At 70.6% G+C, this 15,351-nt stretch carries 20 protein-coding genes; 3 read left to right on the plus strand and 17 right to left on the minus strand.

What is annotated here, in order from left to right:
- Nucleotides 1–108 precede the first annotated feature (108 nt).
- From ACZ6DT_RS37330 to ACZ6DT_RS37375, 10 genes are all read right to left on the minus strand, one after another.
- Entirely contained in the window at nt 109–1,311 is a 1,203-nt protein-coding gene (locus ACZ6DT_RS37330) for a tyrosine-type recombinase/integrase (protein WP_465604055.1), read from the minus strand.
- A 129-nt stretch (nt 1,312–1,440) separates the two neighbouring features.
- Nucleotides 1,441–1,719, minus strand: a complete 279-nt coding sequence (locus ACZ6DT_RS37335) for a hypothetical protein (RefSeq protein WP_465604057.1) — start codon at nt 1,717–1,719, stop codon at nt 1,441–1,443.
- The gene (locus tag ACZ6DT_RS37340; RefSeq protein ID WP_465604059.1) at nt 1,716–2,528 is read right to left on the minus strand and encodes a hypothetical protein; all 813 of its coding nucleotides are present in this window, start codon (nt 2,526–2,528) and stop codon (nt 1,716–1,718) included. Before ACZ6DT_RS37340 ends, ACZ6DT_RS37335 begins: the two co-directional genes overlap by 4 nt.
- A gap of 232 nt (nt 2,529–2,760) precedes the next feature.
- Complete coding sequence (locus tag ACZ6DT_RS37345) at nt 2,761–3,429, minus strand: recombinase family protein (protein ID WP_465604061.1); 669 nt, start codon at nt 3,427–3,429, stop codon at nt 2,761–2,763.
- 87 nt (nt 3,430–3,516) lie between these two features.
- Nucleotides 3,517–4,017 carry a hypothetical protein gene (locus ACZ6DT_RS37350; RefSeq protein WP_465604063.1) on the minus strand — a complete coding sequence of 167 codons (501 nt, stop codon included), beginning with the start codon at nt 4,015–4,017 and terminating at the stop codon, nt 3,517–3,519.
- Nucleotides 3,971–4,177 (minus strand): hypothetical protein, encoded by a 207-nt coding sequence (locus ACZ6DT_RS37355; RefSeq protein WP_465604065.1) that lies wholly within the window; start codon nt 4,175–4,177, stop codon nt 3,971–3,973. Before ACZ6DT_RS37355 ends, ACZ6DT_RS37350 begins: the two co-directional genes overlap by 47 nt.
- A 187-nt stretch (nt 4,178–4,364) precedes the next feature.
- Nucleotides 4,365–5,216 (minus strand): DNA cytosine methyltransferase, encoded by an 852-nt coding sequence (locus tag ACZ6DT_RS37360; protein ID WP_465604066.1) that lies wholly within the window; start codon nt 5,214–5,216, stop codon nt 4,365–4,367.
- Nucleotides 5,217–5,232: 16 nt separating this feature from the next.
- Complete coding sequence (locus tag ACZ6DT_RS37365) at nt 5,233–5,385, minus strand: hypothetical protein (protein ID WP_465604068.1); 153 nt, start codon at nt 5,383–5,385, stop codon at nt 5,233–5,235.
- Nucleotides 5,382–6,491, minus strand: coding sequence for a TRM11 family SAM-dependent methyltransferase (locus ACZ6DT_RS37370; protein WP_465604070.1), 1,110 nt, complete (start codon nt 6,489–6,491; stop codon nt 5,382–5,384). Before ACZ6DT_RS37370 ends, ACZ6DT_RS37365 begins: the two co-directional genes overlap by 4 nt.
- A gap of 68 nt (nt 6,492–6,559) precedes the next feature.
- Entirely contained in the window at nt 6,560–7,348 is a 789-nt protein-coding gene (locus ACZ6DT_RS37375) for a hypothetical protein (protein ID WP_465604072.1), read from the minus strand.
- Here ACZ6DT_RS37375 and ACZ6DT_RS37380 point away from each other — a divergent pair.
- The 3 genes from ACZ6DT_RS37380 (at nt 7,338) to ACZ6DT_RS37390 (ending at nt 9,600) form a co-directional block, all read left to right on the plus strand.
- Nucleotides 7,338–7,520 carry a hypothetical protein gene (locus ACZ6DT_RS37380; RefSeq protein ID WP_465604074.1) on the plus strand — a complete coding sequence of 61 codons (183 nt, stop codon included), beginning with the start codon at nt 7,338–7,340 and terminating at the stop codon, nt 7,518–7,520. The two genes, ACZ6DT_RS37375 and ACZ6DT_RS37380, sit on opposite strands and share 11 nt — an antisense overlap.
- 533 nt (nt 7,521–8,053) lie before the next feature.
- Nucleotides 8,054–9,130 carry a sigma-70 family RNA polymerase sigma factor gene (locus tag ACZ6DT_RS37385; RefSeq protein WP_465604075.1) on the plus strand — a complete coding sequence of 359 codons (1,077 nt, stop codon included), beginning with the start codon at nt 8,054–8,056 and terminating at the stop codon, nt 9,128–9,130.
- Between the two features lie 197 nt (nt 9,131–9,327).
- Entirely contained in the window at nt 9,328–9,600 is a 273-nt protein-coding gene (locus ACZ6DT_RS37390; RefSeq protein WP_465604077.1) for a hypothetical protein, read from the plus strand.
- A gap of 131 nt (nt 9,601–9,731) precedes the next feature.
- Here ACZ6DT_RS37390 and ACZ6DT_RS37395 read toward each other — a convergent pair whose 3' ends face one another.
- The 7 genes from ACZ6DT_RS37395 to ACZ6DT_RS37425 are packed head-to-tail and all read right to left on the minus strand — an operon-like array spanning nt 9,732 to nt 15,261.
- Nucleotides 9,732–10,184: a TadE/TadG family type IV pilus assembly protein gene (locus tag ACZ6DT_RS37395; protein WP_465604079.1), complete on the minus strand. Its 453-nt coding sequence runs from the start codon at nt 10,182–10,184 to the stop codon at nt 9,732–9,734.
- 2 nt (nt 10,185–10,186) lie between these two features.
- Nucleotides 10,187–10,384, minus strand: coding sequence for a hypothetical protein (locus tag ACZ6DT_RS37400; RefSeq protein ID WP_465604081.1), 198 nt, complete (start codon nt 10,382–10,384; stop codon nt 10,187–10,189).
- A 51-nt stretch (nt 10,385–10,435) separates the two neighbouring features.
- Nucleotides 10,436–11,329: a type II secretion system F family protein gene (locus ACZ6DT_RS37405; protein ID WP_465604083.1), complete on the minus strand. Its 894-nt coding sequence runs from the start codon at nt 11,327–11,329 to the stop codon at nt 10,436–10,438.
- Nucleotides 11,326–12,255, minus strand: a complete 930-nt coding sequence (locus ACZ6DT_RS37410; RefSeq protein WP_465604085.1) for a type II secretion system F family protein — start codon at nt 12,253–12,255, stop codon at nt 11,326–11,328. The genes ACZ6DT_RS37405 and ACZ6DT_RS37410 overlap by 4 nt, the downstream gene beginning before the upstream one ends.
- Nucleotides 12,252–13,628, minus strand: a complete 1,377-nt coding sequence (locus ACZ6DT_RS37415) for a CpaF family protein (protein ID WP_465604086.1) — start codon at nt 13,626–13,628, stop codon at nt 12,252–12,254. The genes ACZ6DT_RS37410 and ACZ6DT_RS37415 overlap by 4 nt, the downstream gene beginning before the upstream one ends.
- On the minus strand, nt 13,625–14,515 hold the full coding sequence (locus tag ACZ6DT_RS37420; protein ID WP_465604088.1) for a MinD/ParA family ATP-binding protein: 891 nt from the start codon (nt 14,513–14,515) through the stop codon (nt 13,625–13,627). Before ACZ6DT_RS37420 ends, ACZ6DT_RS37415 begins: the two co-directional genes overlap by 4 nt.
- A gap of 38 nt (nt 14,516–14,553) precedes the next feature.
- Nucleotides 14,554–15,261 carry an SAF domain-containing protein gene (locus ACZ6DT_RS37425; RefSeq protein ID WP_465604090.1) on the minus strand — a complete coding sequence of 236 codons (708 nt, stop codon included), beginning with the start codon at nt 15,259–15,261 and terminating at the stop codon, nt 14,554–14,556.
- Between the last annotated feature and the right edge of the window lie 90 nt (nt 15,262–15,351).

Raw genomic sequence — 15,351 nt, forward strand, 5'->3', positions numbered from 1 at the left:
ACGCGCCCCCACCGGCCCCTCCCCCCCCCCCCCCCCCCCCCCCCCCCCCCCCCCCCCCCCCCCCCCCCCCCCACCACCGAACGTTTTACAGTCTCGACGGCTTCGGGGCTAAGCCGCAGTAGCTCGCCAGACTGCCTGATCTGCTGGAGTGACGCTGCTTGCGATTGCCTTCTCCCACCGTGTCTGTAGCGCGTCGAGTAGGCGTTGTTCGACGGCTGCGGCGACGTGGGAGTAGGTTTCCTGGACTTTGTCTTGGAGTACGTGGCCGAGGCGGAGTGCTTGGGCGATTTCGGGGATGCCGTCGTCGATCATCCAGGTTTTGTGGCTGTGCCTAAGTCCGTGGAATTTCAGGCCCGGTTTGGCAGCGTGGAGGCGGATGGCTGGGTTGTTTTTGTGTGTGTTGCCGTCCGCTGCTGGTCTGAACGCGCGGCGTGCGAAGTTGCTTCGGCGGAGCAGGTCGGCGTGGGGTGTGACGAAGACGTGGGGGTGGTCGTGTGTTGTCAGGTGTTCTCTGAGGAGGATGACGAGGAAGGGTGGCAGGGTGATGTCGCGGGCTGAGGCCTCGGTTTTGGGCGGGCCGAGGTAGAGGCCGCCTGTGGTGGGTTCGTGGAGTGCGCCTATGTCGGGGTCGACAACGATTTTTCCTGTGTTGTCGTCGTAGAGGTGGAGGTTGTGGCGCTGGAGGCCGCCGAGTTCTCCCCAGCGTGCCCCGGTCCAGCCCGCTGTGGTGACGAGAACGGCCCCGCCGGGGCCGTAGCAGAGGGCGGCTTGGTCGGCGACCGCGAGCGCTTCGGCTGGTTCGGCCCAGATCTGGCGGGGTCGGCGTTCGGTGCGGCGTCGGCGGCCGCGGCGGCGGTTCTGGATGGGGTTGGCGTCGATCAGTTTTTCGTCGACGGCGTCGGACAGGATTAGGGTGAAGCATTTCAGGATACTGTCGACGGTGCTATTCGCGAGTCCGGATTTGCGCAGCTTTTTCTCCCAGGCTCGGACCTTGGTGTTGGTGAGGTCGGCCAGCGTGGTGGCGCCCCATTGGGGGATGATGTGGACTTTGAGGAAGCTGCGGTAGTTTTCTTCGGTGCGCTGGTCGACGTCAAGGGAGTCGATCCAGTCGTCGTAGGTCCAGGCGGTGACAGTGGTCTGGCCGCCTGAGGGGTCGATCCACTTTCCTCGGCGCTTGTCTGTGTTCATATCCGCGATGTAGTTGTTCGCGGAGGGTTCGTCGGGGAAGCCGGGGATGGAGCCGATGGTTCCGTCGTCGCGTCGGTAGCGAACGCGCCAGCTGTCGTCCCCGGATTGCTCGGGCCAGGGCATGTGAACTCCTTTGCTCTGGTGTGGGGGTCACGGCGATGGGTGACATCCATGGACGCTCTGGTGTGGACAGAGAGCCACCCCAGACGGCAAAGAACCTTCTGTGCCGCCTGGGCGGCGGCGGTGTCGCGTTCAGCGGTGACGGCGATGGCTTGGCCGTCGACGTGGCGTGGCCGTGCCGCCGCTGTCGGCGATCGCGCGGAGGTCCGCGTCGGAAAAGCGCAGGTGCTTCCCAAGAAAGGTGCAGGGGATTAGCCGGAGACCGGCCTTACGACGCAGCCAGGATTCCTTGATGGTCAGTCGCCGGGCGGCCTGCGCAGGCGTGTACACCAGTTGCCCCTCGACCTCCAGCGCGTCGTGGTGCGTGACCTGGCCCCCGGATACCGGGCGAGGGACGCCCTCGGTGGTCACGCCGTCTCCAGATCGGTGACGGCGGTGCCGGAACGGCAGGAGAACGGGGAGCAGCCATCGGGGTCGTCGTCCTCGGCCCTGCCGGCGTCTCGAGTGGTGTCGAGGTTGACCTGGTCCAGCGGAATCAGGGAGCGGTGGATGTAGAACTGGCCGCGCAGGGGTTTGCCGTCGGCGATGGCACGGGGACTGCCATGCCGGATAGCTTTGTCGAAGTCGACGAGGTCGGCCCACGCGTCGGGGTCGGTGTCGCGGATGAACCGGAGCCGGGAGTTTCCGGAGTACGGGCATCCGATGCAGGCGCTCTTCACCACGGCGCCCAGGCCGCGTCCGCTCAGGTATGCCTGGCAGTCCGTGCGCGATAGCCCGAGGTCGAGGAGCGGGAAGATGTTGCGCGTGTAGTTGACGTCAGAGTCCTTGGCGCGGTGGAACTCGTCAGTGGAGATCCCGATGGCCTGGTCGACGAACACCCCGCGCGGCACGCGCAGCGGGTGCGGGTAGCCAAGGATCTCGCGGACCGCTTTCTTGAGGGGCCGGATTTTATAGTCGCCAGTACATTGCCTGCGCGCCATTCCTCTAGAGCCGTCAGGGTTTTTGACGAACAAGGGCATCGTCACGAAGCGCGCGTTCGGGTTCAGCGTGTCGTGGCGGATGTTGCCGTTGGACACGGTCAACACCGGGATCCCTGCCCCGGCGCCGATCCGGCGCGCGGTGTCGAGCTGCCTGTAGACCTGCTTGGGTTCCCAGCCGGTGTCGGCGAACAAGGCCGCGTCGAACCGCGGGATTCGTCCTTCGCAGGCGAGCAGGAACACGGTCAGGCTTTGCACGCCTGCGCCGAGGCTCAGGTAACGGCCGCGTGGCTGGCCCGGGTACCGCTCGCGACGGGACCCGTTCGTGCGTCGAGCGTTGGGGCGGGGAGGGCGAGTCGCTGGGTGGGGCTGGGCGGCGCTGCGGGCGGATGTCGACGCGCGGGGTGCTCGGGACTGCCTGGGACGTTCTGGGTCAGGTCGGGTGGTGGTCATGGCGAGTTGCTCCCAAGGGTGGTCAGACGGAGAGGTCGCGCGGCTGGGCGAGCAGGCGGTGCCGCAGCGCGCGCCGGGTGTCGGTGGTGGGGTTCTGCGCGGCCCAGAACAGGGCTGTGGTGATCAGGGCGCGGTGAGCCGGCTGGTCGGAGAGCACCCACTGCTCGGCGGGACGGAGGCGGTTGCTCTCGTCGCGGGTGCGCAAAGCCTGATAGCCGGTGTATTTGAGGTTCGTCAGGATTCTGGTGACGGCCTTGTCGTGCCAGGTGCCGGTGGCGCCCGGTGGTGGGTAGCGGTCGGGATTATTGTTCAGCCGCTGGGTGATCTGGTCGACGTCGAGGCCGGTGACCGCGCGCCAGTAGAAGATGTGCTGCACGACCGGGGCGCGCAGCGGGTCAGGGGTGAGCCGGGTCCGGGGCCTGCCGCTGCCCGAGCGGGTCCCGGTGACGTCCATGGCGCGGTAGCCGTAGGGCGCGCGGTGCACGTTCCAGCCTTGGCGGACCAGCGCCGCGGTCGCCTCGCTCGCCCGGCGCAGCACAGGGTGCTCGGCAGTGACGTCCACCTCGGACGAGGCTTCCGGCAGCGGGCGCTCGGGTGGCGCGGGCAGGGCGCGTGGCACGTTCTGGCCGTGCCGGGTGCCCAGCCAGCGTCGAAGATGCTGGAGCAGCCTGTTGGGGCGGTTGGTGGGCATGGCGGTTACCTGCTCTCGATGTGGTGGAAGGTGCGAGGCACCCCGGCCCTCGGGGCCGCTGGAAGCCGGGGTGCCTCGCGGACCTGTTCAGCGGGTCGTGGTGAGTGCTGGTGCCGAGCGGGCCGGGCGCGCGCGGCCCGAGGAGTGGGTGGTGGCGGGCAGGGCGTTACTCGTGCCCTGCTCGCGCCGAGCCGAATTGGTGGTGCGGCGATCGCGCGGGTGGTCTGGCGCGGCCCAGTGGCACCTGGCCGGGATGTGGGCGAGTGCGGCCAGGTCGTCCAACAGGTGGCGTAGAGCGCGCGCGGCTTGCTGGGGCATGACCCCGTTGCCCAGGGCACGTAGTTGCGCGGTGCGGGGCAGGTCGAGGTGTTCGGCGGTGACCCAGCCTGGGGGCAAGCCCATGAGCCACTCGACGAAGGGCGGTGCGAGGACGGGGCGTCCGTGCCGGCCGGGCTGGGTCGGGTACGGAGCCGCGCGGCCGGTGATGAGTTCCCATCGGTGCACGGCGGCGGCGTACTCGCCCCAGTCCACCGGCCCGGGTTCACCGCGTGCTGTGCGGCGGGCGCGCGGTGCGCGGGTGGTCGTCACGGTCCTTCACCTCCTTGCGCGCTCGGGACTTCGGTGCGGGTGTGGTGACGGCGATGACGACCGAGGGCAGCATCAGATCGCCCTTCGAGCCGCGCTGCGCGGGGCAGCCTTTGGTGCCGTCGGTCGCTCGCGGGGTCGGCAGAAGTCGTGGAGTATCCATGAGGGCTAGGCCTCCTTGTCATGGGCGTCGCGGAGATTTAGGTGGGCGCACGGCCCGTGCGCGGTCGAGGCCGGCGGGAGGGCCCCACGCACCGGGGGAAACGCAGCTATCGATGCCTTCGCTGTGGGCCGCGGCGCACCACGGTCCGTCCGTCGGCGGCGTCGGTGTGCTCAGGGCGCGGGCGCGGTCAGGAAGAGACGGCCCGCCGTCGTGCGTGTCGTGGGTGCAGTTCTTTGCGTCGGAGGCGGTCGGGGTCGGTAGCAGCCGCACCGGGTCGGTCAGCGTCACGCACCCGGCCGGGATCGGGCGGCCCGGTTTGCGCACGGTCTGGATCGCCGACGACCGCGAGTCCGCCGCCGCCGGAGTCGGCAACAGATGTGCCGGCCTGACGACTGAGTCGACCGCGTCGTTGAGGTTGACCTGATGCCCGCCCGCGCGCCGCTGTGCCGGGTCGACCGGGCCGCGGGGTTCGCCGTCGCGGGCCTGTGGGGTTGGCATCATCCGCATCCCGTCCCGGGGCGGGGACGGCACACAGGAACACGCGTTCGCGGCGGTGGGCGGCGCCGATGTCGGCGGCTCGTACGCAACGCCAGACCGCGTCATACCCCGCTTCGGCCAGCCCCGCGAGTACACGGTCGAGGCCGCCGTTTTTCCAGCGGAGGGCGGCGACGTTCTCCACGACGACGAGGCTCGGTCGTAGTACGCGAATGGCGTCCAGGATGGTGTGCCACAGTCCACTGCGAGCGCCTTTCTCGATGCCCGCGCGCCGACCGGCGGCGGAAATGTCCTGACAGGGGAAGCCCGCCGTGAGCACCTCGACCGGCGCGACGGAGGCGAAGTCGACCGCGCGCAGATCGCCCCGGTTCGGCACGCCGGGCAGGCGCGCGGCAAGGATCGCGGCCGCGTGCGGATCAACCTCGCAGTACCAGGCGATCCGCCCGCCGAGCACGGCCGCGACGCCGAGGTCGAGACCGGCCAGCCCGGTGCACAGCGACCCGATCACCGGGCCTTCAGTCGCGACGAACTGCAGCGGATCCACAGCGTCGGTGTGGCGCTCAGGCATGGTGTGCCTCCCGCTCCACGGGTCGCCGGTCCGAGTCGTCCCTCGGCGGCGGGCAGCGGTGCCGGGTGGCGGCGCGCCGGGCTGTGGCGGGATGCCGGAACTGCGCGTCCCAGCCGCAGTCCCGGCAGTGCACCCGCGTGCTCACGACGCCCACCGCCCACGACTCGCGTCCCCGTCGCTCGCAGCGGCGAGACCATCGCCCGACAAGGCCGGGGCCGACGTGCCGCTGGATGTGAGGGGTTTGGCCAGGAGGATGACGTCCTCGTGCGCGATCAGATGCAAGGGCAGGCCCTGCTCGCGCTGTTTGCGGATGAAGTCGCGCTGGAAGAAGCTCCCGCGGGCGATCAGCTCGTGGTCGGCGACGCGGGCGAGCAAGGCGACGCAGCGTTCGACCGGGACCAGCCCGGCGGCCTGGCCACAGGCGATGATCTGCGAGGGCAGATCAATGAGCTCCGAATGCTCGCGCCACGGGCGCACGGTGATCGCGATGTGCCCGCCGGGGCGCAGCACGGCCGCGCAGCCGGTGAGGATGCGGGTGAAGCCGGCCAGCAGCCGGTGGTGGCCGACGTTGGCAAGGTTCCCGCGATCCAATGTGGAGCCGTAGCGGTGGTGGTACTTGTGCACCTTCCCGTCAGGCGAGGCGGTGCTGGCGGTGACGACCTGCCCGTGCGTGGACGGCCCGTAAGGCGGGGAGGTGATCACGAGCGCGACCTGACCCCGGTACCGCTCGGGCAGTAAGAACGGCAGCTGCCGGGCGTCGCCGTGCACGATCTCGCCGTCGTGCTCGTGGCCGCGTTCCCGGGCCAGGTCGAGGTTCGCCTGGGCGACGCTGACCCAGTGCGGCTCGTACTCCACACCGACTGCCCGGCGCCCGGCGTCGATCGCCTCCACGAGCGTGGTGCCGGATCCAGCCATCGGATCGAACACCAGCTCCCCGGGACGGGTGTAGGCACGGATGGCGTGCGCCGCGACGGCCGGGAGCATCTTCGCCGGGTGCGCGGTCGACTCGGGCACATACCGGCCTTTGCGCTGGGTAGCCGGGGAGGTCTGCGCCGTCGCCCACACCGACAACGGCAAGTCGCCGACATCGAACCCGCCGGTCTTACCGCTCGGGCTGACCGGGTCGTGTCCGGTCGCGGTGTCCGTCGGCGTGGGGCTGGTGTCGAGGGCGTCGATGAGCGCGCGGGAGATCGGCACGGTCGGGTCATCACTGCCGTGGTTGGTCGATGTCGCGGGGTGCTGGTGAGACATGAGGGCGCTGCCTTTCGCAGGTGCGGGAGTAGCCGGGGAAGGCCCGGTCAGGCGCGGCGGGGGCAGAATCACTGGCCACCTCCAGCGCCGGGCGAGGCAGGCGCCGGACCGGTCCCAGGCGGTGGTGCGCCGGGATCGGCCGGTTGCGCGAACGCGAGGACATCGCCATGCGCGCGCAGGTGCGGCGCGGGCAGTCCGCGCACCGTCGCGCGATGCCGGGCGCGGTCGTACTCGGCGGCCACCGCGGCGCTCGGCGCGGCCCGCAGACGTCCCTTCTCCACGGGAGCGTGCAACGTGACGATGTGCTGCAGGTAGAGCAGATCGGCGTGCTGCGCAGCGGCGACGATCGCGCCGGTCGGGTCGACCAGCCGACCCCGCGTCCAGTCGCTGTGCGTGTACACCGCGAGGATGCCGCCCTGGCGCAGACGGTTCGCCGCCTGTAGCGCGAGCCTGTCCAGCGACACCGACTCGGCGGCGTGGGCGGGCAGTGACACGATCACGAGATCCGCACGCGCGCCGCGCTCGGGCTCCGGTCCTTCCGCGCTGCCGGGGACACCGGTGCGCGCCGGGGCCGACGGTGTTCCGGCCAGCACCGCGGACGGGTCGGTCGCCTCGGTGACGAGGTCAGCCCAGAACGGGCGCGACGACGCGGCGGAGCCGCCGCCGATGTGGAAGGTGACCGTGTCGGCGGTGCGGCCGAGCGCGCGCACCGCCTCCCGCACCGCCACCAACGACGCCTCGCCGGTCGTCGCCGAGCCGTCCGCATCGAAGCGCGTGCCGGTGGTCGGTGCGGGGTCGGGGTCTACCAGGACGACGTGCGCACCGGGGTCGGTGAACGCCGCCGTGATGGACTCCACGATCGGTACCGGCCATACCGCGTGGGCGTCGATCGGGTCCGGACCGCACGTCCACACCGTCGCCGGAGTCGGCGCTGTCGACGACGGCGCCGTGCGCCGGCGCGACGAGGTCGGCGTGCCCTCGGGACGCGAGGTGTTGTCTGTCCCACCGGCACCTGCCGTGGTGCTGTGAACGCGGGCTCCGGGGTAGGGAGCGCGGTCGCCACCGCGCCGGGTACGCGGCGGGCGAGTTGAGTCTGTGCGGCGACCGGGGCGGCCATCCGGCGACTGCGGACGAGGGGACATCAGGACCTCCGAGCACGAGTTGCCACCACGTATGCGGGTGTGTGGCGCTGTCACCCCCTAACTCCGAAAAAAACGTCGATTTTGGACATGTGGTATCGAAAATTTTCAAATTAATTTGCTAACCCGGTTCGCGGCGCGCCGAATGCGTCAACGCCTTCAGAATCTGATTGTGCGCTAAGGGTTCATTGCGCCGCCCGACCGCGCACCTGCCGAGCCGGAAGCTTGAGGCGCCGCCGCGCGAAACCCTGAACCGAACAGCTCACATGTGCAGCTCAAAGCCCTTGTTCTCCGTCGAAGTCAGCGCCTCGCGATGGGATTCTCGCGCCAGGCAGCACGCTGACCATCGCTCGCGACTCCGAGTATTGAGGCACTTTTGAGGCGCCCACGAAGCGGTCTTGAGGCGGTTTTGAGGCGCCGATTATGGCTTTCTTCGAGGCGTCCTTATTTCGCCTTTTAGGGAGCGTGGCCGACATGGACTCATCGTTATCGAACGTCGAGCCCGAACCAGACTCTTTCTCTGTCCGTCCGGGCCGTGGCACAGGCATAGCGGGCGGGGTGTTCGATGTCGCGTCTGTCAGCTTTGAGTGGCTGGTGACCGGCCCGCGTCCGGTGTGTGTGAACGGCGCCGAGATCGCGGGCCTGCCCGCCCGGCCGGTGCCGCTGGATGAGCTGGGTGCGATGCTGGTGGCCGAGGAATGCACGCAGGCCGTGCGGGACGCGGCGTGGACCTATCTGATCACCCGCGCGCGAACCGAGCGCGGCACGTGGACCGTCGCGTGCGTCGGGCTGGCGCTGCCCGTACTGCTGCCCATCGCGACGGCCTTGACCAAATGGTTCCGCGGCGACAAGCACGACATCCACGCCGACGTCTTAACCGGGTTCCTGCAGTGGCTGAACGAGGTCGATCTGGACCGGCCGGCGATCCTCGCGCGTCTGCGGTGGGCGGCTTTCCGCCACGGCTATCTCGCCTTGCGCGAGGCTCTCGACGCCCCGCTGCTGACCGAGGAATTGGACGAACTCGCGGCGAGATCCGCTCGTTTCCGCTCGGCACCGCCTCAGCGACCGGGCGGGCATCCCGAGGACTTGCTGATGGCCGCCGTCCGCGATGGTGTCATCACCCTCGATGAGGCTGCCCTGATCTGGGACACCCGCTTCGGCGACGTGCCGATCGAGGACGCCGGAGGGCCTCTCGGCCGTGACGGGTGGGCGATCCGGAAGGTACGCAGCCGCGCTGAACAGCGGCTGGTTTCCGACCTGACCAGACACGAGGAAAACCCTGCTGGATCGGTGCCGCGCGTCCGCCAGGTACAGCTATTGATCCCTGCCTGGCTCCGCTGTCTTCCACGACTTGCCGATGCTCCTGTGCCGCGAACCGGTTCGCGATCGGACCTCGCTTCGCGCGGAACCCAGCTGCCTGCGGACCCCCGTTTCCGCACCAGCCGTATTGGCTCCGCTGCGCTCGCGCAGACCGGCCGGGAGGTGAACTCATGCGACTGACACCACGCCACCTGTCCCGCTCCGTCCGCCTCCCGGTTCGCCGCATCGCATCCCGCCGCCGGGAAATCCAGGCCACCGCCGTGTGCCCAGGCGAGGCGCGTCCTCGGACGATGCCCGCCCCCGACCGGCCATGCCACCGTGCCCGTTCTGCCACGACGCGGCCCCGGCTTCGTCACTGTGTGCCCCGTCGTCGACTAGTGCTGCTGCTGGGGTGGCTGGTCGCCGCCGGGGTCCTGCTGACATCGTCGGCCGCGCGGGCGGAGGCCGTCCACTATGTCGCGCTCGCGGCGACCGTCGATCAGGTCCTCAACAACATCCGCAAGTGGATCATGGGGATCTTGGCCGGGGTCGCGGTCGTGTTCATCACCATCGGCGGCCTGCGCTACCTAATGGCCTCGGGTGACCCCGGCGAAATCGAGAAGGCCAAGGGTGCGTTCAAGGCCGCCGGCGCCGCCAGTGGCGCGGGATGAGGGCGGGATGGAGCAGCACGGTGTCCGGCCCGTCCGGGAACACGCCGTCGAGCACCGGCGAATGACTGAGGTTGCCCATCAGGAGACTCCTGTCGGTCTCGCACCAGAAGCTGTCTCTGGATAAGGAAAAGTCAGGGTGTGGTGCCCGTGTCGGGCACGAAGCGCTCGACCTCGCCGGAGATGTCGGCGTGCACGTGCAGCTGCACGCCGGGCAGGACCGTGGCAGCCTCGCCACGGATACTCACCGACACTGAGGCCGCGTCACGAGTCACGGTGAGCTGGGGCTCGCGTAGTGGGCCGGCGGCGAGGTCGTCGAGCAGCCGCTGTCCCGCGGCGTGTCCGGAGCCGGCGGTGCCGTGCTGGACGCGGGCCGCGGCAAGGGCTTGCGAGGCGGCGGTCTGGGCGACGTGGGTCGCGTGGGACCACACGGCGAACTGGATAATCGCCAGCAACGCCAGCAGCAGCAACGGTGTCGCGATGACCAGCTCGACGGTGACCTCGCCCCGGTCCCCGGACAGCGCGTGCCGGACACGGTGAGCCAGCGGGCCGCGCGAACGCCGCGGTGAGCGGCTTCGGGCCGGCATGGTCAGCCGAGCCCGAGGTTGATCGAGTTCGCCTTTTCGGTCAGTTTCGCCACGATGATCGCGATGATGGCGATCGCGGCGATGGCCATCAGCGCGGTGACGATGACGGTGGTGGTGATCTCACCGCGCTCGGGTTCGGCTCGCAGCACGGCGATCCTCGCCGCCACGACTGTCCATATCGTACGGACGTATTGCTTCATGGCTCCTTCTTTCGTTTCCGTGCAAGGCTTCTCGTTGCGACTCCACGCGGGCTAAAGCCCGTTGAGGACCTGAATGACAGCGGGATAGGCGATGAATCCCAAGAAGCCGAGGAACAGCAACGTCACCGGCAGTGCCATGCGCTCGGTGGCGGCCTGGGCGTCGGTTTCGGCGTCGGTGACCTGATGGGTCCGCAGTGCTTGGGCTTTCGCCGCCAGTGACGCTCGGACGCGAGCACCTTCGGTCCCGGCCAGGGAGATCGACGCGGCGAGTTCGGCGAGTTCGGCGATGTCGAGTTCCTCGCCGAGCCGGCGCAGCGTGGCCCAGGGGGTGGTGCGGGTCAGCTGGGCGGCGTGCAGTGCGCGGCGGATCTTGTCGAACGCCGGCCCTGTCCCGACGGCTGCGGCGTCGCCGAGAGCGGCCTCGACCCCGGCTCCCCCGGCGAGGGTGATCCAGACGAGGTCGAGGAAGGCCGAGAGCGCGGCGCGGAACTCGCGCCGCGACCGGGTGGCTTTGGCGCGGACCTCGAGGTCTGGAGCCAGGAAGCCGAGCGCGGCGAGCGCGAGCCCGGCCAGCAGTGGCACCTCGACACCCAGCGACAGTCCGCCCAGTACCAGCAAGGCTTGCAAGAGCCACGGCGCCAGCAGCCCTGAGATGGCGAGCATGGCTTTGGATGCCAGGTGGGTGTCGGCGCCGCGGCCGGTGACCCGCAGATCGGCCTCGATCGTCGTACCGGGGAGCCCGAGCATCCGCAGGCCGGGCAACAAAAGACGGCCCCAGGCGCGCACCCACGCGGCGTCGCCAACGAGGACGATCGGTGTAGCCGGCCGCCCGGCGCTGACCTTGGCGAGCTGGTCGCTCAGCGCCGGGCGAGGTGGCACGGCCCAGGCCAGCAACAGCCACAGGCCGGCGCCAGCGCCCGTGCCGAACACGAGGGCGGGGATCATGAGCGCTCACCTCCACCGTCGGTCGCTTCGCTGTCTCGCGTACCGGTGGCGTCCGGGGTGTCCAGGGCGAGCACCCGTGGTTGCCGTCCGCCGGTCGCGATCCGGGCGAGCCAGGCGAACCCGGCGGCGAACAAGCTCCCGATGAGCAGCAGGACGATCTGGCCGGTGGCGGTGTTGTAGACGTCGAGGTAGGCGCGGTTGAACAGCACGACCCCGGCGGCGAAGGCGAGGGTGGTGGCGACGATGACCCGTACCGAAGTCCGGGTCCGGGCGCGGCCGGTCTCCACGCGCATGCGCATCGCGGCCTGCTCGCGGGCGGTGGTGGCCAGGGAGCCGAGCAGGTCGCCGAGTTGGCGGGCCTGGTGCTCGGCCGCGAGGACGAGGGCGGCGAGGACGAGGTCCGCGGTCGGGTCGTCCAGCTCGCGCGCGAGAGCACGTAACGCGGGCGCCAGGCGCTGCCCGCTTTCCAGCCTCGCGGTGAGGGTGGCGACCTCGCCGCGGATGGCCGCGGGAGCGAGCGGGGCGGCGGCGAGGATGGCTTGCTCGAGCCCCGCTGCGGCGGACAGGACATCGCGCAGCATCTCGGTCCAGGACGCGATCGCCTCGATCCGCGCGACCCGGCGGGCGTGGGCGCGGTCCGGACCGACCAGCCGGGGCAGGAACCACGCTCCAGCGGCGGCCAGCACCGCGCCGACCACCCACCCGGTCGCGGCACCGGTCAGCCCGCCCACGCCGACCGCCACGGCCAGGCGCAGCAGCACCCTCCGGTCTCCGGCCTGGTCGCGTGCCGCCCGCAGCAGCGTGCGGGGGCGCGAGGGTGGCGCCACCGTCGCGGGCCGGCGCCAGGCGGCCACGATCAGCAACAGGCCGACAGCGGTTCCCAAGCCGAGCGCGGCGGCGATCATGGTGGTGGTGTCGATGGTCATGGCGTCCACCACCCCTCAGACCGGGACAGCAGGTCAGGGTCGAATCCAGCGGCGGCTAAGGCGTCGAGGGTGTCGGCGCGCAGGGCGCCGGCAACCGGGACGGCGCGGCGGTCCGGGCCGCGGCGGTAGACCTCGTTCGAGATCACCGCCCCGTCCTCGGCGTCGATCACCTCCCGGATCGAGGCGATCACCCGTGTCGTCCGGTCGGCGGCCCGGTCCAGGTGCACCACGAAATGCACCGCGCTCGCCACGAGCAGCGCGGTGGCCTCCAACGGAAGCCGCTCCGGTCCTTGGGCGGCGTAGGAGGCGAGGCGGGTGAACGCGATCTTTGAACTGGACGCGTGGAGGGTGGCCATGGAGCCGTCGTTGCCCTGCGACATCGCGTTGCACATCGGAATGACCTCAGGCCCGCGGATCTCCCCGACGATGACCCGGTCCGGGGACATGCGCAGGCCCCAGCGGACCAGCTCCGCCTGGTCGATGGCGCCCTCGCCCTCGACGTTGGGTTCACGGGCCTGCAGGGCGGTGACATCGGCGTGCCGCTCGGGATCCCGGTCGAGACCAAGTTCGAAGGCGTCCTCGACCGTGACGATCCGCTCCAGCGGGTCCATCTCCGCGGCCAGGCCCCGCAGCAGCGTGGTCTTCCCGGCTCCGGTGCCGCCGGTGATCAGCACGTTCTTCCGCGTCCGCACCATCGCGCGCAAGAACCGTTCCAGACCGATGTCGAGGGTGCCGCGGCGACGTAACTGCGGGAGCGTGGCGGTGAGGTAGCCGTGCCGGCGGATCGTGCACGCCGTCACGCCACCCGCCGTCAGGCCCAGGACCGCGAAGAGCCGCTCGCCGCCGGGAAGCTGCAGGTTCAGCGCCGGACTGCCACGATCGAATCTGCGCTCCTCCGACGATGCCCGCGCGGCGAGGGTGCGGATCAGGTCAGTGAGTTCGAGGTTCGACGCCGCCACCGGAGCTACCTGGGCGCGGCGGCCGTCGTTGTACTGCACGAACACCCGGTCGAAGCGGTTGACCGCGATCGTCTCCACCGACCGATCCGCCAGCAGAGGCTGCAGCCCACCCAGGCCGAACACCTCGTCCAAAACCTGGTCGACGACTCGCTGCTCGACCGCGGAGTCCACGAGAGCGCGCCCGGCGAGAAGTTCGGTCTCGCTGTGCCCGGCGACAGCGGTGTCGAGGATCTCGCGGCCGATCTCGCGGCGCCGGGCCACGCTCAACGCACCGTCGCTTGCGCGGGACACGGTCTCGACCCGGCCGGGCAGGTCCGTGGTCAGCGCCTGCCGGAGCCGGGCGCGTAACCGCTGCTCGGCATCCTCCGGGCCGGTCGCGGCGGGAGGCGCTGCGGGGTGATCGGTCTGAGTCATGCGAGTGGTTCCTTCCTGGCTGTGCTGGGCTGATGGCCGTTGCGCCGCGGATCACTCACCTGCGGTGGCGTGGGCGCCGGGAACGACGAGTGAGGTCCGTGTCCGGGCGCGATGATGACGCCGCTGGGCTGGCGCACCTGCTGGGCAGGCACTCCTGGCACACCGGCTGGAGTGCTCGCAAACGGTGGCCCGGCTGGGGCGGCAGGTTCGGCCAGGGTGCGGGCAAGAGCGGCCGCGTGGCAGGCAAGGCCACCGCTGTTGCCGCGCCGGCGGGCCGGTGGCGGCCGGTGACCGGTCACGGTCGCGGCAGCGACCGGGTCATACGGGAGACGCCCGATCGCGGGCACCCCCAGCTCACGCTCCACATCGGTGGTCGGATAACCATCACCGGTCAGCAGCAAGCCGGGACGTGGCGTCCAGCGCGCCAGCTCCCCCAGCCGCACCGCGGCATGGGCGAGGTCGTCGCCCTGAGTGCCCGTCACCAGCACCAGAACATCGGCGCGGCGCGCGATCGCCTCGGCAGGTGATCCAGGATCCACCCGCCCGCAATCCGCGAACACCACCACACTCGGGTCGCGGGCTACGACGGGTAGCAGCGGTCCGTCCGGGGCCGTGGCCAGGGTCGACAGCGCGGCATGCGCGTGCGTACCGCCCGGCGGGGCCACCAGCGCGCGGGCGCCGCCGGGAAGGGCCTGGGTGTGGTCCCACACCACCGCGGGATCACGGGTGCGGCGTCCTGCGGCGGCGAGGCTCACCAGTCCTGGGGTGGCCGGCAGGCCGAACCGCATCGCCAGATCGCCTCCGGACGGGTCGACCTCGGCGACCAGACGGCGCGTGCTCTTGGCATGCGGCCAGGTCATGGCCAGCGCGACAGCCAGGGTCGTCACGCCCGGCGAACCTTTCACCGAGCACAAGGCAATCAGCATCACCGCTCACCGCCCGCCGGTTGCATCACCAACGCCAGCTGCCCGGCCGGGACCTGAGCTAGCTGTGACGCCCCGGTGGTGTCGATTTCCAGCGACACCACGGTGGTCTGATCCGTGCCTGCTGGGGTGACCCCGACGACCGTGGCACGCCAGGACGTTCCTGGTGTTTGTCCGGTGGCCGAGCTTCCTGCCGCGGTGGCGGCGGTCACGACGACGGTCACCGGGGTACCGGCGGCCAGCTCGGGCGGGGCTTGCCCCGGCTTCACCACGACCGCGACCACCGCCCGGCCCACCGCGGGGAGCGCGGCAGCGCCCACCGCATCCGGCGTCAGCAGCGTTCCCGCGCCGAGACTGGTCGCCATCGGCCGCCCCAGCACGCTCGCCGCCCGATCCGCCGGAATCAACGCCACGCCCGGCGCAGCGGACACGTCGATGCTGCGCAGGTCGCCTGGGGTCAGCACATGCCCGAGCGGGACCGGCTTCGCCAGCGCCAGCACCGGAACCCGGTCCTGGGTGCTGGTCGTCCACCACACCGCGCCACCGACACACAGCACCACCAGCAGCACCCCCGCCACCAGATGCGGCAACCGGCGCCGCCCCCGGCGCGCAGCCGACCTCGACGGCGAACCCGAGGAATCCAGCCACGACCCCGGCCGGGCTTCGCCGGTCGCGCTGTGGCCGCGCGCGGGACTGTCAGTACTGGTCACGAGAAACCCCTCCAGGCATAGCTCGCCCGCACCGTGTATTCACCCGGTCAGAAAGGCCGCCGCGAATACACGGTCAGGAAAAGGAAAGAG

The organism is Amycolatopsis sp. NPDC041971, from assembly GCF_055588925.1.